Genomic DNA, 21,933 nt, shown 5'->3' with positions numbered 1-21,933 from the left:
TTACACACATTTTAAAACAAAACGTATGAGTTTCATTAACAGCATATTAAAAGTTTTTGTAGGCGATAAGTCACAGAAAGACATCAAAGCCATTCAGCCCATAATTAATAAAATTAGATCTTTTGAAGGTCCGCTTAGTTCATTAACTAATGATGAATTACGTGCTAAAACTTTCGAGTTTAAAGAAAAAATCAAACAAGCTCGTGCTGAAAAAGATACTAAAATTGCTCAATTAAAATCCGAAGTAGAAAACATTGAAGATATAGATGCTAGAGAAGATGTTTATACAGAAATTGACAAATTAGAAAAAGAAGCTTATGAAATTTCTGAAAAAGTACTAAATGAAATCTTAGCAGAAGCTTTTGCCGTTGTTAGAGAAACTGCTCGTCGTTTTAAAGAAAACACACAAGTACGCGTAAAAGCTACTCCAACAGATCGTGAATTCTCCGCTTCTAAACCCTATATTAGTATTGAGGGAGACGATGCTCTTTGGTCTAATACTTGGGAAGCTGCTGGTAAAACCGTTACTTGGGACATGATTCACTATGATGTTCAAATGATAGGCGGTGTCGTTTTACATCAAGGTAAAATTGCAGAAATGCAAACAGGTGAAGGTAAAACATTAGTTGCTACACTACCTTTATATCTAAATGCGTTAACAGGAAATGGTGTTCATTTAGTAACTGTTAACGATTATTTAGCAAAACGCGATAGCACTTGGAAAGCACCTTTATTTGAATTCCACGGATTAACAGTAGATTGTATTGACAATCACCAACCTAATACAGAAGCACGCCGTAAAGCTTATGAAGCAGATATTACCTATGGTACTAATAACGAATTTGGTTTTGACTACCTACGTGATAATATGGCACACACACCAGATGATTTAGTACAACGTAAACACAATTTTGCAATTGTAGACGAGGTTGACTCTGTCTTAATTGATGATGCACGTACTCCTTTAATTATTTCTGGACAAGTAGTAGATGGCGATCGTCATGAATTTAATGAATTAAAACCTTTCATTGATAACCTAGTAGCAATCCAACGTCAATTAGCTAATGGATTCTTAGCAGAAGCAAAACGATTATTTAAAGAAGGAAATACTAAAGAAGCTGGATTTAATCTATTAAGAGCACATCGTGCTCTACCAAAAAATAAAGCATTAATTAAATTCTTATCCGAAGAAGGAACCAAACAATTACTTCAAAAGACAGAAAACGAATACATGGCAGATAACAACCGTAAAATGCCTCAAGTAGACGAAGCTTTATATTTTGTTATTGAAGAAAAAAACAATCAAGTTGAATTAACAGAAGGAGGTATAAAAGAATTATCTAAAAATACTGATGATAAATTCTTTGTATTACCTGACATCGGAACAGAAATCGCTGTAATTGAAAAAGCTAATCTTTCTAAAGAAGAAGAAACAAAAAGAAAAGAAGCCTTATTTGCTGACTTCTCAGTAAAAAGCGAACGTATCCATACATTAACACAATTACTAAAAGCCTATACCTTATTTGAAAAAGATACAGAGTATGTAATCATGGATGGCGAAATTTTAATTGTAGACGAACAAACAGGTCGTATCATGGATGGTCGTCGTTATTCTGATGGTTTACACCAAGCTATCGAGGCAAAGGAAAATGTTCGTATTAAAGAAGCTACACAAACTTACGCTACTATTACTTTACAAAATTACTTCCGTATGTATAACAAGTTAGGAGGTATGACAGGTACTGCCGTAACAGAGGCTGGTGAGTTTTGGGAAATCTATAAACTAGATGTAGTTGAAATACCAACAAACAAAGGTATTGCACGTATTGATAGAGAAGATTTAATTTACCGCTCTGTACGTGAAAAATTCAATGCAGTTGCTAATGACGTACAAGAATTAGTTGTACAAGGGCGTCCTGTGTTAATCGGTACTACTTCGGTTGAAATTTCAGAATTATTAAGCCGTATGCTTAAAATGAAAGGAATCCAACATAATGTATTGAATGCTAAAATGCACAAACAAGAGGCACAAATTGTAGCCGAAGCAGGAAAACCAGGCGTAGTAACCATTGCCACAAACATGGCAGGTCGTGGTACTGATATTAAATTAAGCGACGAAGTAAAAGCCGCTGGTGGTTTAGCAATTATTGGTACAGAACGTCATGACTCACGTCGTGTAGATCGTCAGTTACGTGGTCGTGCAGGACGTCAAGGAGATGTGGGTAGCTCGCAGTTTTATGTATCATTAGAAGACAACCTAATGCGCTTATTCGGTTCTGACCGTGTAGCTAAGATTATGGACAGAATGGGCTTAAAAGAAGGGGAAGTTATTCAACATTCTATGATGACTAAATCAATAGAAAGAGCTCAGAAAAAAGTTGAAGAAAACAACTTTGGGGTTCGTAAACGTTTGTTAGAATATGATGATGTTATGAATGCTCAACGCGAAGTAGTATACAAACGTCGCCGCCATGCTTTACACGGAGAACGTTTAAAACTAGATATAGCAAACATGATCTATGATGTTTGTGACAATATAGTAGAGAAAAATAAATTAACAAAAGATTTTAAAAACTTTGAATTCGAACTAGTTCGTTACTTATCTATCACCTCTCCTATTTCTCAAAATGATTTTGATAAATTAAGTGAAGATAAAATTACAGCAAGTGTTTACAAAGCTGCTACTGAATATTACCAAGAAAAAAATAACCGTGATGCAAACGAAGCATTTCCTATTATCCGAAATGTATTTGAAAATCCAGATAATCATTTTGAACGCATAGTAGTTCCTTTTACTGATGGAATTAAAGGGATGAATGTAGTAACGGATTTAACAAAAGCATACGAAACACAAGGAAAACAATTAATTGCTGATTTTGAAAAAAGTATCACATTAGCCATCGTGGATGAAGCTTGGAAGAAGCATTTACGCAAAATGGATGAACTAAAACAGTCTGTACAATTAGCTGTTCACGAGCAAAAAGATCCTTTACTGATTTACAAATTTGAATCTTTCAACTTATTTAAAACAATGTTAGAAGGAATCAATAAAGAGGTTATTTCATTCTTATTTAAAGCGGATTTACCACAACAAAACACACAAATCCACGAAGCAATAGAAGAAGCACACCATGATCACTATATCGAAAGCAAAGAGGAAGTATTAAATATGGAAGAGCAAGTAGAGCGTCATCGTGAAGCAATGCAAAATACAACTACTCCTCAACAAAATACGATTACTGAAACTATTGTACGCGATCAACCCAAAATTAATCGCAACGATGAAGTAACTATTAAAAATATTTTATCTGGTCAAACGGAAACCATGAAGTTTAAAAAAGCAGAAGTATTACTAGCTTCAGGTGAATGGGTATTAGTTCAAAAATAGATATTATCCTTTGTTTTATCAGAACAAACATTTCTATAAACTTCCCTAATTACTTTTGTAATTAGGGATTTTTTATACCTATCCTTATTTATTACTATAAACCTTTTACACAAATAATGTCTCTGAATTGCCCTCTTTGCAACCACTCTAGCCCTCTATTTACCAACTATAAATCAAGGCTTTACTACCAATGTAGCCATTGTAAAGGAATTTTTCTAGACCCAAGTCAATACATGAGTTATGAAAATGAAGAAAAACACTATCAATTTCATAATAATGATGTAGAAGATCCTGGATACCTTAATTTTGTATCACCTATTACATCTTCTATTTTAAACGATTTTTCAAAAGAAGAATTAGGACTAGATTTTGGAGCAGGGACCAACTCTGCCGTATCCAAAGTTTTAAAAGATAACCAGTATCAAATACTACAATATGACCCTTATTTTCATCCTTCCCCTCAGATTTTAGAAAAAAATACCATTACATCGCTTCTTGTGAAGTAATTGAACATTTTCATCACCCAAAAAAAGAATTTCAATTACTCAAAGAATTACTTGTGCCTAAAGGAAAATTGTATTGCATGACTCATTTATATGATTCTTCTATTCATTTTGAAAAATGGTATTACAAAAATGATACAACACATGTTTTCATATATCAAAAAGAAACTATTGAATGGATCGCAAAAATGCTTATGTTTTCTGATTTTACAATTAAAAACCGATTAATTATCTTTACTAAGTAATTTTCATTTATTAAAAAAGATTCAAAGCTACTAAGCAGTAACCTACAATTCATCTTATAACCTCTGATATCCATAGAAATGACATCTAACAACGAAACCTATACACATTTTTTGAATTTAGTACACGAAAGTATTTCTAACAAAACTTTTGCTAAATTAACCCTTGCAAAAACAATTGGTAAACCTGAATTACAAAATATATATATCAAATTAACACAAATAGACGGAGAACTAAAACTAATAGTTACTCACAAAATTTACAAAGAAGGCCTTCAAGAAATTGAAAAAATAGTCAAATTAAAGGAGTTAGAAAACGAAACCATTCCTTACATCCAGCATCCATTTATGTCTGCCTTATTATTTACTACTGAGGCTGATATAACAATGAAAATTAATAAAAAGAGAACGGCATCTATCATTGAACAACCTCCAACTTTTAAAAATGCGGATTCTGTTTTTCTAAATCTGTAAATTATAGTTAATTAAAACAACATTTTATAATAAACAATCTTCTTATTTATAACAGCATTTCTAGTCTCTGTCATGTATTATTTAACCTAATCAAAATGAATAACCTTACTGAAGAATTTAAAAAAAAATAAAACCTTAACAACCAAATCATTAAACATCCTAACACCTAAAAAAGAAAATTTTGTATAGGAACCAAATAAATGAACTGTAAAGGGAGTTATACATCATATAATCGTTTTCTAAAGAATATATACCTACGGAGCATTACTCTTTTATCTTTTTGATACTACTGAGTTGGCTGGTTTTAACGAAAACGAATATATCAAATAGTCTAAACGAATAAGTTATAAATTAATTCATTTACAAAATGAATATCTAAGTGTTCGAAATGCGACAATAACCTTTTAGAAAACATGACACCTGAAACACTAAATTTCAAAGGCGAAGCCAATAAAGTTTCCTTCACTTTGCAATCATTAAGTTTCATAACTGTAGGACAGAATTTAGATCATATATAAATAATCTTAAAAAATACCTATCAGCAATATAATTACCAAACACTAAAAAACACCTTCTTTTTGTATAATAAACTCTTTAATATTAACAAATTAAATACTTCTACAAACAATTAAAATTTAATATAAAAAAACAAAAACAGATGTAATAACTACATAACAAGAAAAAATAATGATTGTAACTTCAATTAAGCATAAACATAAAATCTTGACCTAGAAAAAAAAATTCACATAACTTTCACAGCATTCATTAGATTTATAGTTAAATTTGCGAGCTAATTTTTTTAAAAAGATGAAGAAATTTTTTAAAGTATATTTTTCTATATTGAGTATGGCTGTTGGCGCACAAACGGCTAAAATCAATGCAGAAATAAAAAGACCTAAACTAGTAGTAGGTATAGTGGTAGATCAAATGAAAATGGAATATTTAAATCGTTTTTACAGCGATTTTTCCGAAAGTGGATTTAAACGTTTATTACGTGACGGATTTACTTATCACAATATGCACTATAACTATATGCCTACTTTTACAGGTCCTGGACATGCTTCTATTTATACAGGAACTACCCCTGCTGTACATGGAATTGTGGGCAATGAATGGTTTAACAAGGCTACAGGAAAAAATCTGTACTGTACAGATGATACTGACGTTTCCACTGTAGGTATAGGTACTGAATCTGAAGGAAAAATGTCTCCTAAAATCTTACAATCATCAACAATTACAGATGAATTAAAATTAAGCACAAATTTCAAAGGTAAAGTAATTGGAGTAAGTGTTAAAGATCGAGGAGCAATTTTACCAGCTGGGCATTTTGCTGATTGGGCTTTTTGGTTTAGCAAAACAGGAAATTTTATCTCTAGTACATTCTATGGTAAATCACTACCAACTTGGGTAACTCAATTTAATAATGAAAAAAACTACGAGAAATACGTTAACCAAAATTGGGATTTATTAAAAGAAAAAAGCACTTACAATGAAAGCTTACCTGATGACAATCCATACGAAGGGAAGCTAAACAAAAAACAAGCATTCTTCCCTTACGCCCTTTCAGAATTAACAAAACCAGGCGATGTTGGCATTTTAAGAACAACACCTTTTGGCAACAATTTCTTAGCGGACTTTGCTCAAAAAACAATTGAAAATGAACAATTAGGGAAAGATGATGACACTGATTTTTTAACCGTTAGCTTTTCCGCTACAGATTACATTGGTCACATGTATGGTCCCCGTTCTATTGAACTACAAGACACTTACTTACGTTTAGATCAAACATTAGCAAGTTTCTTACAATATCTTGACATTAATGTAGGAAAAGATAATTACTTACTTTTCTTAACAGCAGATCATGCTGGTGCTGAAAATGTTATGCACTTAAAAGACAATCGCTATGATGTAGACGATACTAATGAAAAAAATATTGAACATGCTATTGCTGAATTCACCAAAGCTCAATTTGGCGACAACCTATTATTGTTATATGATTCCTTCAATGTTTTCTTAGATAAGGTCAAAATAAAAGAAAAAGGATTAGATCTTAACAAGGTAAAAAATGCCGTTAAAGACTTCCTATATACACAAAAACATGTTAAAAAAGTATATGATGAAAGTGAAATCATAGCAGGCTCTGTATCTGATAACTATTTAAATTTTGTATCTAAAGGATATGACCCTGTTCAAAATGGAGAGTTAATTATAGTAGACAAACCTGCTTATATGCAATATCAAACCACAGGAACTTCACACGGTTCACCTTATAGTTACGACACCCACGTTCCTTGTTTATTCTATGGATGGGGAATCAAAAAAGGAGAAAATTTCGACAAGAAAGACATCACTCAAATTGCTCCTACCCTAGCATTAAAACTAAAAACAACTTTACCTAATAGTACTGATGCTATACCTTTAACTGAAATCTTACCTAAATAAAACACAAAAGCACTTGATTTTCAAGTGCTTTTTTACTTATTACCCTACTCTAATTAATCATTTACTAGAAAAATAAAACTTTTCTTATTTTTGCTGTTTCTAAAATACATCTTAATAGTCCTATTCTTCATTATGTCTAAATTACCACATATCACAACTAGCATTTTTGCAACCATGTCTAAACTTGCTAATGAAAAAGGTGCTATTAACCTTTCACAAGGATTCCCTAATTTCCCTGAAGATGAACGATTAATAGATATCAGTCAACGACTAATAAAGGAAAACATTCACCAATATACCCCCCATGGCAGGTTTACCTTCCTTAATGGAAAAAATTGCTAAACAAACCTTAATTCGATACAATCGATCAATAAACACCAATACTGAAATACTTATCACTGCTGGTGCTACACAAGGAATATATAGCACAATTAATGCGTTAATATCTACAAATGACGAAGTAATTATTTTAGATCCGTGCTACGACAGCTATGAACCTTCTGTTTTATTAGCTGGTGGACAACCAATACGAGTACCTTTAAAAATAGACTATACTCCTGATTTTAACATCATAGAAAAATCCATTACTTCTAAAACCAAAATGATTATTATTAATAATCCACATAACCCAACAGGTAGAATTTGGACTGAAAAAGATTTTGAATCATTAGAAATAATTTTAGAAAAATACCCTAAAATCCTCATATTAGGAGATGAAGTTTACGAATACATTACATTCAAAGAAGCTCATATTTCATTCAACACCCGAAAAAAACTAATTAACCGTACTATAATTGCTTCATCTTTTGGAAAATCTTTACATGTTACAGGCTGGAAAGTAGGTTATCTGATAGCCCCTGAGTTAATAATGAATGAAATAAAAAAAGTACACCAATTTTTAGTATTCAGTGTAAACAGCTTTGCTCAATTCGCTATTTCTGAATATCTAGATATAGTTGATTTTAACGACATTTCCAGTATGTATCTCAAAAAGAGAAATTTATTTCAAGATTTATTAAAAAACAGTCGTTTTGAACTAATGCCATGTGACGGAACATACTTTCAAGTAGTAAGTTATCAAAACATTTCAAAAACAAATGATGTAACATTTGCAAAAGAGTTAATTGAAAAACAAGGTGTAGCTGCTATTCCTATATCTGTATTTCATAACGACCAGACAGACAGACAAATGCTTCGTTTCTGTTTTGCTAAAACAGATGAAACCTTAATTCAAGCAGCTGAAAAACTTATAAAAATATAACAAAGCCAACAAAACAAAGCATTAGATAATTGGGTATAAATCATTTATTAAATTGTTAACAAAATAGATTTTCAAAACCCATAAATAATTGTATTTTTACGGCTCAAAATTTCGAAAATCAAAATGGGTAAAATCATTGCAATTGCTAATCAAAAAGGTGGTGTAGGTAAAACAACCACTTCTATTAATTTAGCGGCCGCTTTAGGGGCTTTAGAAAAAAAAGTATTACTTATAGATGCTGATCCGCAGGCAAATGCTACCTCTGGATTAGGTATTGATGTAGAGTCAGTTGAACTAGGCACCTACCAAATTTTAGAGCACAGTTGTACGCCTACTGAAGCGCTTATTAACAGTACAGCTCCTAATGTAGATGTAATTCCTGCGCATATTGACTTAGTAGCAATCGAAATAGAATTAGTAGATAAAGAAAACCGTGAATACATGCTTAAAGAAGCATTAAAATCAGTTTCTGAGAACTACGATTATATCATTATCGATTGTGCTCCTTCTTTAGGATTACTAACACTTAATGCACTAACAGCTGCTAACTCAGTAGTAATTCCTATTCAATGCGAATATTTTGCTTTGGAAGGACTTGGTAAATTATTGAATACAATCAAAAGCGTTCAAAAAATTCACAATCCTGATTTAGATATCGAAGGACTTTTACTTACCATGTATGATTCCCGCTTACGTCTATCTAATCAAGTAGTTGAAGAGGTACAAAAACACTTTAACAATATGGTATTTGATACTGTTATTCAACGTAATATCAAATTAAGTGAAGCACCTAGTTTTGGTGAAAGTATTATAAATTATGATGCTACTAGTAAAGGAGCTACAAACTATTTAGATTTAGCATCAGAAATTATCAAAAAGAATAGTTAATCAATTAAGTTTAGAAGGATTATATGGCATTGGCAAAAAAACAAGCAATGGGAAGAGGATTATCGGCTATACTGAAAGATCCAGATAATGACATCAAATCAGCGACCGATAAAAATGCAGACAAAGTAGTAGGTAATATCCTTGAAGTGGATATTGAGTCTATTGAAATTAATCCTTTTCAACCCCGTACTAATTTTAACGAAGAAGCCTTACAAGAACTCGCTACTTCTATTAGAGAATTAGGCGTTATTCAACCGATTACCGTTCGTAAAATTGATTTCAATAAATATCAATTAATATCAGGTGAGCGTCGTTTACGCGCTTCTAAGATTGTAGGATTAAAGACAGTCCCAGCCTATATCCGTTTAGCAGACGATAATGAATCTCTAACAATGGCGTTAGTAGAAAACATCCAACGTCATGATTTAGATCCTATTGAAATAGCACTTTCATATCAGCGTTTAATGGATGAAATTCAACTTACACAAGAACAAGTAAGCGACAGAGTAGGTAAAAAACGTTCTACTGTTGCTAACTACCTTCGTCTATTAAAACTAGATCCAATCATCCAAACAGGTATCCGAGATGGTTTTATATCTATGGGGCATGGTCGTGCTATCATAACGATAGAAGACCATGATGCACAGGCTTCTATATATCAAAAAATAGTAAGTCAAAATCTTTCTGTTAGAGAAACAGAAGCTTTAGTTAAAGCTTACCACAATGGAGAACTAGACAAACCCGCAACTAAACCTACCGAAGCTGCGTTTGACATAGGTTTAGATGAAAAAGATCCTTTAATGATTACTTTGGAGCTAAAGTAGACATTAAAGTAGCTGGTTCAGGAAAAGGAAAAATCACAATTCCATTTCATTCAGAAGAAGATTTTAACAGAATTTTAAAATTAATAAACTCTTAGTGAAATATTGGATATACATAGTTATTGTTAGCTTTAGTTTAGGTCTTTTCCCAACAAATGCACAGGATAAGATAAGACTAATGGCTAACGATACTATAACTAAACAAAAAATAGACCCTTTACGCCCCGCTAAAGCCGCTTTTTATTCTGCCTTATTACCTGGTGCTGGGCAAGCCTACAATAAAAGTTACTGGAAAATTCCTATTGTATATGCAGCAATAGGCACTGGAGCTTATGCTTATTTCTGGAACCAAAAACGATACGATAGTTTTAGAACAGAATATATAAAAAGATCTGCTAAAGACCCAGACTTAAATCCAGAATATGCTCGATTAACAGATGATAAATTAATCCAAGGACAGCAATTTTACCAAAGAAACAGAGATTTATCTTTACTTATTACAGTTGCTCTTTACGCACTTAACATAATAGATGCAAATGTAGATGCTCATTTACAACAATTTAACGTAAATGATGGATTAACTATTCGTCCTGAAATACAAACTAATGATTTTAACGCACAGCAAAACATAGGGCTTGCACTAAATTTTAAATTTTAACCAATGAAAATAGCTCTTCTAGGATATGGCAAGATGGGTAAAGTAATTGAAAAAATTGCTTTAGAACGAGGTCATGAAATTATATTAAAAAAATCAAGTCAAGACAGTTTTGAAGGACTTGAAAAAGCAGATGTAGCCATTGATTTTAGCATTCCAACAAGCGCTGTTACAAATATTACAACTTGTTTTGAAAAAAACATCCCTGTAATAAGCGGTACAACAGGCTGGCTTGAACATTATCAAAAAATGGTGGATCTATGCAAACAAAAAGAAGGAGCTTTTATTTACGGATCTAACTTTAGTTTAGGGGTTAATATTTTCTTCGAACTTAATTCTTACTTAGCTAAAATGATGGCAAACCTAGAACAATACAAAGTCTCTATGGAAGAAATTCATCATACTCAAAAACTAGATGCTCCAAGCGGAACTGCTATTACGTTAGCAGAAGGAATTATTCAAAATTCTAAATATCAAAACTGGACGATGGAAACTCCTAGTAATGAACAAATTCATATAGAAGCAAAACGTATAGAAAATATACCTGGAACCCACAGCATCTTTTACGATAGCCAAGTTGATCAAATTGAAATAAAACATACTGCACATAATCGAGAAGGATTTGCATTAGGATCCGTTATAGCAGCAGAATGGATAATAGGTAAAAAAGGGGGTATTTACAATGAAAGATGTACTTTTCAATAGTCACTAAAGTACAAACAAAATAGATATAAAAAGAATTAATAACGGCTTAAGGTCTACCCCTTAAAGCATAAAGTAAGAAATAAAAATGACAGCAACACAATGGTTTATTTTTTTCTTAGTCGTACAACTTATTCACGGCTTAGGAACATGGAAACTTTATCAAAAAGCAGGCAGAAAATCATGGGAAGCTTTTATTCCTATTTACAATGCCATAGTTTTAATGAAAATCATTAATCGCCCTACCTGGTGGACCGCTCTTCTTTTTGTACCTGTAATAAACTTAATCATGTTTATTGTTGTATGGGTAGAAACATTAAGAAGTTTTGGACATAATAAAGAAAAAGACACTTTATTAGGCGTTTTAACATTTGGTTTTTACATTTACTATATAAACTACTTCGTAGATGTTGAATACAAAAGAGACCGAAGTTTAGTACCTACTACAAAAGCAGGAGATACAGTTGCTTCTTTATTATACGCTATAGTAGTTGCAACATTAGTCCATACATATGTAATGCAACCTTTTAATATTCCTACTGCATCATTAGAAAAATCATTATTAATAGGTGATTTTTTATTTGTGAGTAAATTTCATTACGGAGCTAGAACACCTTCTACAGCCGTAGCTATGCCTATGGTTCATGATAGTATGATGATCATAAAAGCAAAATCATATTTAAGCAAACCTCAGCTTCCCTCTTTCCGTTTACCTGGATTACAAAAAATACAACACAATGATATTGTTTGTTTTAACTGGCCTGCTGATACTGTTTATCAATTCTTTGATCGTTCAGGAAGACATATAGACAAACCAAAAGATAAACGTTCTAATTATGTAAAACGTTGTGTAGGTTTACCTGGTGATAATTTATCAATAAAAGATGGGTATGTATACATTAATAATAAAAATTAATTTTACCAGAAAGAGCTAAACCTCAATACTCTTATTTCGTAACAACAGATGGTAGTGATTTAGCCTCATATGCTAGCTTCTTAATCAACGAATTAAAAATAACAGATGGTATCTACCCAACAGATAAACCTAATGAATATTTCTTTGGAGCTGTTACTGATGAAAACATAGCACGTATCAAAAATATTCCCATTGTAAAATCAGTTACTAAAAATTTAACCCCTGCTCCTAATAAAATAGACCAATCTATTTTTCCTCATAATCAAAAATGGTCTTTAGATAATCTTGGTCCCATTTACATTCCAGAAGCAAATAAAACGATTGCATTAAACAAAGAAACCCTTCCTTTTTATAAAAGAATTATCACAGTATATGAAGGTAATACTCTAGAAGAAAAAGGAGGTAAAATATACATCAATGGTAAAGAAGCAACGAATTATACTTTCCAACAAGATTACTATTGGATGATGGGAGACAACCGCCATCGTTCAGAAGATAGTCGTTACTGGGGATTTGTACCTATGGATCATATCGTAGGGAAACCCGTATTTATCTGGTGGAGTATAGATCCTAATATCCCTTGGAGCAAGGCTATTGATAAAATCCGTTGGGATCGTTTATTCTGTACTGTAGGTGGTGATGGTCAACCAACTTCATATTTCAAATATTTCCTAGTAGCACTAGTTGCTTGGTTTGGTTTTGATTGGTATAGAAATAAGAAGAAAAAAGCTTAAAATAAAATTATAAAAATTGGTTTCAGGTTTCAGGTTTCAGGTTAAAAATTTGAACTTGAAACCTGAAACTTTTAAAACAATTATGAACTTATTAATACACCCTACCTATTTCCCTTCAATTAGTCATTTTGCAGCTATTGCTCAAGCAGAAAAGGTTACGTTTGAAATGGATGACAACTTTCAAAAACAAACGAACCGAAACAGAATGTACATATACAGCCCAAACGGAATACAACTCTTAAACATTCCTGTTAAACATTCTAAAGGAGGACATCAAAAAACAAAAGATATTCGATTAGAAACCGCTTTTGACTGGCAAAAACAACATTTTAAATCATTAGAAGCCGCTTATAGAACCTCTCCTTTCTTCGAATATTATGAAGATGCTATTACTCCTATATTCAATCAAAAACATGAATTCTTAATAGATTTAAATTACCAAACCATTGAAATTGTTTCTAAATGTTTAGGATTAAATTTTGAACAACACAAAACAATAGAATTTTTTAAAGAAGCTCCAGATTATAAAGATTTACGTTCACTTGCTAACGGTAAAAAAGATTCCACTTTACTAACACCTTACACTCAAGTCTTTGAAGAAAAACATGGCTTTATAAACAACTTAAGTATTTTAGATTTACTTTTTAATGAAGGTCGCTACGCAAAAGAATATTTAGTAAATCAAAACTTATTTTAATACAATGAAAGCCTTGTTAATATAGGCAGATGATCTGAGTTTACAAAATTCGGAAAGTTTTTAAAACTTTTGACACTCATTTTAGGATCAGCAAAAATATAATCAATTCGGGCAGGATAATATTTAAATGTATAAGTCTGTCCGAATCCTTTTCCTGCTTCCTCAAAAGCATCCTGCATATTTCCTTTTACTGTTCTATATACATAAGAAAACGCGCTATTATTCATATCTCCACAAACAACTAAAGGATAAGGGCATTCTTTTTTATGTTCTACAAATATTTCTGCTTGCTGCTGTTGTTTTTTAAAAGCCTTTCCAATACGCTTAAAAATCATTTCTGATTTAGCTTGACTAAAACCTTCTACATTTTCTGACATCTCATTTACATCCGGAGAAATTTTAATTGATTCTAAATGTAAATTATATACTCTTACAATATCTTTTCCTATCTTAATATCTGCAAAAATGGCAACATTATTAGATTCAGGAAACTCCATTTCCCCTTCATTAACAATTGGAAATTTTGAAAATATAGCATTCCCTGTTTTGATTAAATTCCCATTAGTAAAAATAGCGCGATATGGATATAATTTAAAATCTACTTTAGCTGATGCTGATGTAGAATATTCCTGAATACAAAGAACATCTGGATTATTTTCATTTATAAATTCTAAAATATCATGTGCTACATCTTCTCTTGGAATCCATTTAAACAAATTAAATAATCGTACATTATAGTTCATTACCACAAAATCCTTATCCGAACTGGTTAATTCTTTAGATGAAAACTTATAAAACTTATTAATAAAAGTAATTCCTAATAACAAAATCAAACCAGAAAAAATCATTTGCCGTTTAAAAAGTAAAAGCCAATAGAAAAAAAACAAGGCATTTACAATCAAAAAAAAGGGTAAAATAAGAGTTAATACAGATAAAAATGAAAACCATTTAGGTGCTAAAAAGGAAGTGCATACGCTAAAAAAGTTAAGAACGTAATCAAAAGATTAACAACAAAAACGAGCTTATTAAACCACGTAAGGTTTTTCATTTTATTTTATTTGAAAACAACAGTTACAAAGAAACGATTTTTTTATCAGAATATTTTAAATTATTTACCTGCTCTAAAAAGAAATTCTTTCTCTTCTTTAGTTAGACTTTCATAACCAGATTGACTAATTTTATCTAAGATTTCATCAATTTGTTGTTGTGTTTTGTCTTTCCTTACTATCTTACTTTTTATTTCGTTTTTTGAGGGAGTAGCGTTTTTATGAACCGTTTTAAACGGTGTTGCCTTTTTCTTATTAAACAAATTTGAAATATTATCTAAAAACCCACTTAATCCTTTTCCTAAATCAACCCCTTTCTTTAATAATTTTATATATATAAATCCAAAAAATGCCCCTCCTAAATGAGAAATATGCCCTCCTGTATTTTCTAAAGGCAACTGTACTAAATCAATTATAAGAAAAACTAAAGCTATTTGCCAAACATATACATTACCAAATAATGCCAAACGAACATTCATATAAGGCTGGTAAGTAGCCGTAGCATATACTATAGCCATAATAGAGGCAGAAGCTCCTACAAGCAAAACTGATTGATTAGACAAAAAAGGCAATATTAGATAAGTTAAGATATAAATTAAACCAGCAAATAAACCTCCTAAGACATAAACTGATAAAAGTTGTTTTTGAGTAAAATAAGTAGTAAAAATTCGACCTGCAAAATGCAACATCAACGTATTAAAAACTAAATGAATCCAACCACTATGAAAAAAACAATAACTAACTAAACTCCAAGGCTTATAGCTTAATTGATGAATATCACTAGACAACGCAACCCATTCATAGAAATTAAATGTTATCCCTATTAATTTCAAAACACTAACAATAAGAGTTGGAAACACAAATAATAAGATATTCCAAAAAATTAATTTTATAGTTAAATCTCCTACTCTATATTGTTGCTTTAAGTCCTCTAAAATATTCATATTTCACAATTTAGAATTACATTATCACGTAAATCCCTTATTAATTCCAACGTTTATCATTAAATGAATTCTTTTTCCAGTACCACATCATAAGAAAACCAATCAAAGCTCCTCCTACATGTGCAAAATGTGCTATATTCCCTCCAAAAAGAGAAGATCCCGTCATTCCTGAAAATAAATCTAAAGCAACTAATATTGGAACAAAATATTTTGCCTTAATAGGAACAGGAATAAACATCATCATTAACTCAGCATTTGGAAACATAAAAGCAAAAGCAGTTAAAAGACCATAAATAGCACCTGAAGCTCCTACCGCTGGTGAAATATAAGCTGATAAAAAGAACTAAAATCTTTTTGAGATAAAATTTGTTCCCATCCTAAATCATACTTTCCTTCTTTTAAAATTTCATATATTTCAGCTGGTTTTTGACCATTTGAAACTAATGTATTAAATCCTTCTTGAAAATGAATATAATTTACTCCTGAATGAATTAAACCTGCCCCTATACCACATGATATATAAAAAAACAAGAATTTTTTAGCACCCCAAAAATGCTCTAATGCACTTCCAAAAGAGTATAGAGCAAACATGTTAAATAAGATATGCATAAAATTACCATGCATAAACATGTAAGTTAAAAATTGCCATGGGCGAAAGCTTGTACTTTGAAAATAATGTAGAGCTAAAATCTGCTCTGATTGCGGGACTAGTTGAGCCCCTATAAAACAAATAACATTAATTATTAACAGTTGTTTAACCGTAGGAGTAATTTGCATCATATACTAAATTTTTTATCAATATCATCCACGCTTAAAGTTATAAAAAGTAGGACGATTAAATGGTGAAACTGATTGTTCTTTGCAAGCAAAGAGGTTATTAACTATATTCTCTTGTTCTACTTCAGTTAAAATAGTTCCTGTTTTAACTGCTAAACTTCTTGCCATAGATTTAGCCATACTATCCATCTGACTAAAACTACTGTCTGGTATTTCTTCTTGTAAATCTGATATCAGTTGTTCTAAAACTCTTGTTACTTCACTTTCTGTCATAGTAACTGGAATACCTGATATAACAACGGTACCTGAAGCAGCGGATTCGAAAATAAATCCTGCATTTTCTAATGAAGCTTTTAACTCTAAGAACAATGCCATTTCTGTACCTGAAAAATACAAAGTTAAAGGAAATAACAATTGCTGACTATTAGCTTGTTGAACCGTTATATTTTTCAACAATTGCTCATACAAAATACGCTGATGAGCTCTATGTTGATCTATAATTAGCATCCCTGATTTGATAGGACTTACAATATATTTCTTTTGCAGTTGATAAGTTGTAGATTTTGCTTTTTCTATCTCAGTATCGTTAAACAAAGATCCTGTAACAGTTTCCGATTCAAAATGTATTTCTTCTGGCTCAAAAGCATCTTTTAATCCTACATAAAGGCTCTCCCAACTCTGGCTTTCTTTTTTAGGCTGATAATTAAAATGACTACTACTTGAAGAAGAATTAAAATTGCTGGTACTTTTGGGGGATACTGGTATATCATCTGCAAACGGGTTAAAGGTAGCATCTACCTGTATGGTTGGCATTTCTGCTTCTAGATCTTTATAACTATAAGGTGTATCTAAATTAGCATCACGATCAAAATCTAAAACGGGGGCTACGTTAAACTGTCCTAAACTGTGTTTTACTGCTGAACGGATAATAGCATACAGAGCTTGTTCATCATCAAACTTTATTTCTGTTTTAGTTGGATGAATATTAATATCAATAGTATGTGGAGGTACATCTAAATAAAGGAAATAGCTTGGTTGCATCCCATCTTTTAACAAACCTTCATAAGCAGCCATAATAGCATGATGCAAATAACCACTTTTAATAAAGCGATCATTTACAAAAAAGAATTGTTCTCCTCTACTCTTTTTAGCAAATTCAGGCTTACCTATAAAACCTTTTAATTGTAAAATTTCTGTTTCTTCCGTTACTGGCACTAACTTTTCATTTGTTTTTCCAGCAAAAACATTTACAATACGCTGACGTAAATTAGATTGTGGCAAATTAAACACTTCGCTTCCATTATGATAAAAAGTAAAATGTATATTTTCGTGAGCTAGGGCTACTCGTTGAAATTCATCAATTATATGCCGCAATTCAACCGTATCTGATTTTAAAAAATTTCTACGGGCAGGTATATTAAAGAATAAATTTTTAATTGCAAATGAAGTCCCTTTTGGTAATACAGATGGTTCTTGAGAAACAAATTTACTTCCTTCAATAATTAAATGACTTCCTAATTCATCTTGATCTTGCTTTGTCTTAAGCTCTACATGAGCTATTGCTGCAATAGAAGCTAAAGCTTCTCCCCTAAAACCTTTGGTATGCAAATCAAATAAGTCTTCTGCTTTTCTAATTTTTGAAGTAGCATGACGTTCAAAACAAAGACGTGCATCCGTTACACTCATCCCTTTTCCATTATCTATAACTTGTATGAGTGTTTTTCCCGCATCCTTACAAATAAGTTTAATATCAGTAGATCCTGCATCTATTGCATTTTCTACCAATTCCTTAACTACGGAAGCTGGTCTTTGTACTACCTCTCCTGCCGCTATCTGATTAGCTACATGATCAGGTAGTAATTGTATTATACTTGACATTAAATGAGTTACTAAATTAATTTCCTAAAATGGGTTGAAAACAAAATTAAAGAAAAGGAATGGGTTTTTATCATTCAATCTTTTTATTTTTTCACAAAAAAGCCATCCTATTACATTGCAATTAGAATGGCTTTTATTTATTAACTTTTAAAAGATTGTTTGTTTCTTTATAAAAGATAAATTTTATTTTTCAATTTAAAATTTGTTTCTTAAATCTACCATTTTTATGGCAGCTATTGCAGCTTCTGTACCCTTATTCCCATGGGCTCCTCCACTTCTGGCTATAGATTGTTCTTCTGTGTTATCAGTTAATACACAAAAAATAGTAGGAACATCATATATGACATTCATATCTTTAATTCCTTGTGTTACACCTTCACATACAAACTCAAAATGCATCGTTTCACCTTTAATAACACAACCAATTACAATAACGGCATCTAAATCTAAATTTTTATGCATTTGACTTGCTCCGTAAATCAATTCAAAACTACCTGGAACATTCCATCGAATAATATTTTCAGGTAAGGCACCACAATCTAACAAAGCAGATGCTGCTCCCTTAAAAAGACCTTCGGTAATTTTATCATTCCATTCAGAAACAACAATCCCAAATCGAAAATCTTTCGCATTTGGGATCGAATTTTTATCGTACTCTGATAAATTTTTATTTGCTGTAGCCATATTTTTAGTTTACAGTATTATTAGTATAAAGTCTTTTGACTGAACTACGTACTGCTTATATAATTTATTGAGCCATTCCTATTAAAGCATCAATATTTTGAGCTTCTGGAGTGTCTTCATATTTTTCTTTAATTTCAGTAAAATATTTTAACGCATTTGCTTTATCTCCTTTAGCAAAAGCTAATTGACCTGCTTTTAACAAAAAGCGTGGTGTAGTTAATTCATTTGCGTTACTTTCAGCTGCCTTTACGTAGTATTCTAACGCTTCATCCGTTTTATTTAATTCTGCTTTTGCATCACCAATGGCACCTAAAGCTAAAGCATTAGTATAAGCATCGTCTGACTTATAATCATTTAAATACTCAATTGCTTTTTCAAACTGTTTAGTATGTAAATAAGCCATACCCGCATAATAATTTGCTAAATTACCTGCATCTGTACCACTATGATTTTTAGCAATATCAATAAAACCTTGTTTTCCTTCACCTCCATTTAAGGCTAACTTAAATAAAGAATCATTTGCTTGTGAAGCATCAACTGCTTGTTGAAAATACTTCTGAGCTTGATACATATCACTAGCAGCTTCATTTTCAGATGGAGTTGATACAAATTTATTATACATCAAGTACCCCACTACAACTAAAGCCACCCCTCCTAAAACTGATAAAATTAGGTTTTGATTCTTTGCTACGAACTCTTCCGTTTTACTTGCAGTTTCATCTAAGGTATTAAAAACGTTAGCGGTCGTACTTTCACTTTCTTCAACCGCAATGGTTTGCTCTAAATCAGGTACATTTTCAAGCGTATCTTCTTCCGTTTTCTCAACTTGTGGTTTTGGAGCTTTATATCCTCTTTTATTATAAGTTGCCATTATAATTTTAAATTAGTGAGGTGCAAAAATAAAATTTTTATTGAAAAACAAAATAAGTTTTCATTTTATTTTTAATAATTTGCGAGCGATTTTTAAATAATTATTACCTAAAAATTACAATTCTTCGATTTATGCACCTAAAAAAAATTTCTTTATTCAACTTTAAAAATTTTGAGGAAGCAAATTTCGATTTTGAACACAAGATTAATTGCTTTGTGGGTAAAAATGGAATTGGAAAAACTAATGTATTAGATGCAATCTATCACTTAGCTTTTGGGAAAAGTTATTTTAATACTTTAGCCGTACAAAATATCAAACACGGAAGTGATTTTTTTGTAATAGATGGCGAATTCGTAAAACAAGATCGTCCTGAAAATATTGTTTGCAGTTTAAAAAAAGGACAAAAGAAAATACTCAAACGTAATGGTAAGCTTTATGAAAAGTTTTCAGATCATTTAGGCCTCATCCCAATGGTTATTATTTCTCCCACAGATGCTGATCTAATTAGAGAAGGAAGTGAAGTAAGAAGAAAATTCATAGACAGCGTAATTTCTCAATTAGATAATCATTATTTACACCAACTCATACAATATCAAAAGGTATTAACGCAACGAAATGCTTTATTAAAATATTTTGCTTTAAACCGTGTTTTTGAACAAGATACTTTAGAAATTTATAATGACCAATTAGCTAGTTTAGGTACTGAAATATTCAAAAAAAGAGAACAATTTTTAACTGAATTCATCCCCATCTTTAACCATTATTATAAACTAATTTCTAACTCAGCTGAAAGTGTATATTTAGTATATGAAAGCCAATTAAGTGAAGCGCCTTTAATAGAACTTCTATCAAACAATATACACAAAGACAGAACGTTACAATACACAAGTATTGGCATTCACAAAGACGATTTAGCTTTTTTAATAGAAGGACATCCTATCAAAAATTCGGTTCACAAGGACAACAAAAATCCTATTTAATTGCCCTAAAACTAGCACAATTCGAGTTTGTAAAAAAACAAAGCGGAGAAAAACCTATACTTTTATTTGATGATATTTTTGATAAATTAGATGAAGATCGTGTTAGTCAAATTATTTCTATGGTAAATAATGAGGAATTTGGACAACTTTTTATTTCTGACACACATTCTGAACGAACGGAAAACATTGTCAAACAGACCCATCAGCTTTATAAAATATTTAACATATAATTTTTTAACTTAGTCTAAAATTAAAAAAATGAAAAACTTACTATTCAGCACACTTTGCACCACAATGATTGTCTTTACTAGTTGTAAAGGACAAAATAATTCTACAACAGACAATTTAGAACCTAAGATATTTGCTGAAAAAATAGCTAATTCAGACGTATATATACTTGATGTAAGAACACCTCAAGAATATGCTTCTCAACACTTAGACAAAGCAATAAATATTGACTACAACGCGGCTGATTTTGAAACCAATTTAGCAAAGTTAGACAAAAACAAACCTGTTTACCTATACTGCCTAAGCGGAGGAAGAAGTGGAAAAGCTATGGATAAAATGAGCCGTATGGGCTTTAAAGAGATTCATAATATGACAGGAGGCATCATGAAATGGAATACTGAAGGATTATCAAAACCTACAGCTGTATCAGGAATGACCCTTGTTGAATTTCAAAAATTAGTACAATCAGATAAAAAAGTATTAGTCGATTTTTATGCCGAATGGTGTGGTCCTTGTAAAAAAATGGCTCCTTATCTTGAAAAAATAAAAGAGGAAATGAAAGGTAAAATTAAAATCGTAAAAATAGATGCTGATCAAAACCAACAATTAGCACAAGATTTACAAATTGAAGGATTACCTACTCTAATTCTTTATCAAGAAGGCAAAGAAACTTGGAAAAACTTAGGTTTTATTAAAGAAGAAGAATTGAGAAAAAAACTATAATTTCAAAAACGTAAAACTAAAAGAGGATGTCCTAAAAGTCTGCAATCTTCTCATTTCAAGAAAGAACTGAAAGCCCTAC

17 protein-coding genes and 6 pseudogenes are annotated in these 21,933 nt (G+C 31.3%); 17 read left to right on the top strand and 6 right to left on the bottom strand.

Annotated elements, in window-relative coordinates; translation table 11 throughout:
• The first annotated feature begins 25 nt into the window (after positions 1-25).
• The 15 genes and pseudogenes from secA to JJC03_RS10465 all read left to right on the top strand — a co-directional run bounded on the left by secA (position 26) and on the right by JJC03_RS10465 (position 13,723).
• The gene (gene secA / locus JJC03_RS10515; RefSeq protein ID WP_235873295.1) at positions 26-3,388 is read left to right on the top strand and encodes a preprotein translocase subunit SecA; all 3,363 of its coding nucleotides are present in this window, start codon (positions 26-28) and stop codon (positions 3,386-3,388) included.
• Positions 3,389-3,504: 116 nt separating this feature from the next.
• A pseudogene (locus JJC03_RS17865) lies at positions 3,505-3,573 on the top strand (class I SAM-dependent methyltransferase); the annotation flags it as partial.
• Positions 3,574-3,621: 48 nt separating this feature from the next.
• Positions 3,622-3,894, top strand: coding sequence for a hypothetical protein (locus JJC03_RS17860; protein WP_258932651.1), 273 nt, complete (start codon positions 3,622-3,624; stop codon positions 3,892-3,894).
• Complete coding sequence (locus JJC03_RS17855; protein ID WP_309597799.1) at positions 3,876-4,136, top strand: methyltransferase domain-containing protein; 261 nt, start codon at positions 3,876-3,878, stop codon at positions 4,134-4,136. The genes JJC03_RS17860 and JJC03_RS17855 overlap by 19 nt, the downstream gene beginning before the upstream one ends.
• Before the next feature lie 78 nt (positions 4,137-4,214).
• A complete protein-coding gene (locus JJC03_RS10505; protein ID WP_088398044.1) occupies positions 4,215-4,607 on the top strand; it encodes a hypothetical protein in 393 nt (130 codons plus the stop codon).
• A gap of 807 nt (positions 4,608-5,414) precedes the next feature.
• A complete protein-coding gene (gene pafA, locus JJC03_RS10500; RefSeq protein ID WP_235873294.1) occupies positions 5,415-7,049 on the top strand; it encodes an alkaline phosphatase PafA in 1,635 nt (544 codons plus the stop codon).
• A 132-nt stretch (positions 7,050-7,181) separates the two neighbouring features.
• Positions 7,182-7,391, top strand: a complete 210-nt coding sequence (locus JJC03_RS18820; protein WP_309597640.1) for a hypothetical protein — start codon at positions 7,182-7,184, stop codon at positions 7,389-7,391.
• Positions 7,375-8,310 carry an aminotransferase class I/II-fold pyridoxal phosphate-dependent enzyme gene (locus JJC03_RS10495; protein WP_309597639.1) on the top strand — a complete coding sequence of 312 codons (936 nt, stop codon included), beginning with the start codon at positions 7,375-7,377 and terminating at the stop codon, positions 8,308-8,310. The genes JJC03_RS18820 and JJC03_RS10495 overlap by 17 nt, the downstream gene beginning before the upstream one ends.
• Before the next feature lie 123 nt (positions 8,311-8,433).
• Positions 8,434-9,198: a ParA family protein gene (locus JJC03_RS10490; RefSeq protein ID WP_088398041.1), complete on the top strand. Its 765-nt coding sequence runs from the start codon at positions 8,434-8,436 to the stop codon at positions 9,196-9,198.
• A gap of 23 nt (positions 9,199-9,221) precedes the next feature.
• The gene (locus JJC03_RS10485) at positions 9,222-10,022 is read left to right on the top strand and encodes a ParB/RepB/Spo0J family partition protein (protein WP_374226225.1); all 801 of its coding nucleotides are present in this window, start codon (positions 9,222-9,224) and stop codon (positions 10,020-10,022) included.
• Between the two features lie 2 nt (positions 10,023-10,024).
• Complete coding sequence (locus tag JJC03_RS19425) at positions 10,025-10,117, top strand: hypothetical protein (protein ID WP_445297840.1); 93 nt, start codon at positions 10,025-10,027, stop codon at positions 10,115-10,117.
• Positions 10,117-10,677, top strand: coding sequence for a DUF5683 domain-containing protein (locus JJC03_RS10480; RefSeq protein ID WP_088398039.1), 561 nt, complete (start codon positions 10,117-10,119; stop codon positions 10,675-10,677). The genes JJC03_RS19425 and JJC03_RS10480 overlap by 1 nt, the downstream gene beginning before the upstream one ends.
• 3 nt (positions 10,678-10,680) lie before the next feature.
• Positions 10,681-11,386: pseudogene (gene dapB, locus JJC03_RS10475) on the top strand (4-hydroxy-tetrahydrodipicolinate reductase).
• Positions 11,387-11,464: 78 nt separating this feature from the next.
• Positions 11,465-13,026: pseudogene (lepB, locus tag JJC03_RS10470) on the top strand (signal peptidase I).
• A gap of 82 nt (positions 13,027-13,108) precedes the next feature.
• Positions 13,109-13,723, top strand: a complete 615-nt coding sequence (locus JJC03_RS10465) for a WbqC family protein (protein ID WP_088398036.1) — start codon at positions 13,109-13,111, stop codon at positions 13,721-13,723.
• Here the strand turns inward: JJC03_RS10465 and JJC03_RS10460 are convergent.
• The 6 genes and pseudogenes from JJC03_RS10460 to JJC03_RS10435 all read right to left on the bottom strand — a co-directional run bounded on the left by JJC03_RS10460 (position 13,720) and on the right by JJC03_RS10435 (position 19,923).
• Positions 13,720-14,771: pseudogene (locus JJC03_RS10460) on the bottom strand (endonuclease/exonuclease/phosphatase family protein). The gene JJC03_RS10465 and the pseudogene JJC03_RS10460 sit on opposite strands and share 4 nt — an antisense overlap.
• A gap of 60 nt (positions 14,772-14,831) precedes the next feature.
• Positions 14,832-15,713 carry a rhomboid family intramembrane serine protease gene (locus JJC03_RS10455; protein WP_088398034.1) on the bottom strand — a complete coding sequence of 294 codons (882 nt, stop codon included), beginning with the start codon at positions 15,711-15,713 and terminating at the stop codon, positions 14,832-14,834.
• A 40-nt stretch (positions 15,714-15,753) separates the two neighbouring features.
• Positions 15,754-16,493, bottom strand: a pseudogene (locus JJC03_RS10450) (rhomboid family intramembrane serine protease).
• A 21-nt stretch (positions 16,494-16,514) separates the two neighbouring features.
• A complete protein-coding gene (gene mutL / locus JJC03_RS10445) occupies positions 16,515-18,368 on the bottom strand; it encodes a DNA mismatch repair endonuclease MutL (protein WP_374226224.1) in 1,854 nt (617 codons plus the stop codon).
• 195 nt (positions 18,369-18,563) lie between these two features.
• A complete protein-coding gene (gene ribH / locus JJC03_RS10440) occupies positions 18,564-19,052 on the bottom strand; it encodes a 6,7-dimethyl-8-ribityllumazine synthase (protein WP_088398031.1) in 489 nt (162 codons plus the stop codon).
• Between the two features lie 64 nt (positions 19,053-19,116).
• On the bottom strand, positions 19,117-19,923 hold the full coding sequence (locus JJC03_RS10435) for a tetratricopeptide repeat protein (RefSeq protein WP_088444560.1): 807 nt from the start codon (positions 19,921-19,923) through the stop codon (positions 19,117-19,119).
• Positions 19,924-20,054: 131 nt separating this feature from the next.
• On the opposite strand from JJC03_RS10435, the pseudogene recF reads away from it, so the two are divergent.
• Both recF and trxA read left to right on the top strand, forming a co-directional pair.
• Positions 20,055-21,133 (top strand): annotated as a pseudogene (gene recF / locus JJC03_RS10430) (DNA replication/repair protein RecF).
• Between the two features lie 28 nt (positions 21,134-21,161).
• The gene (gene trxA / locus JJC03_RS10425) at positions 21,162-21,854 is read left to right on the top strand and encodes a thioredoxin (protein ID WP_088398028.1); all 693 of its coding nucleotides are present in this window, start codon (positions 21,162-21,164) and stop codon (positions 21,852-21,854) included.
• Positions 21,855-21,933: the final 79 nt, after the last annotated feature.

The organism is Flavobacterium oreochromis, from assembly GCF_019565455.1.
Taxonomy (GTDB): Bacteria; Bacteroidota; Bacteroidia; order Flavobacteriales; family Flavobacteriaceae; genus Flavobacterium; species Flavobacterium oreochromis.
The sequence above is the reverse complement of the archived record's forward strand: the minus strand, read 5'-3'. Positions and strand labels throughout refer to the sequence as shown.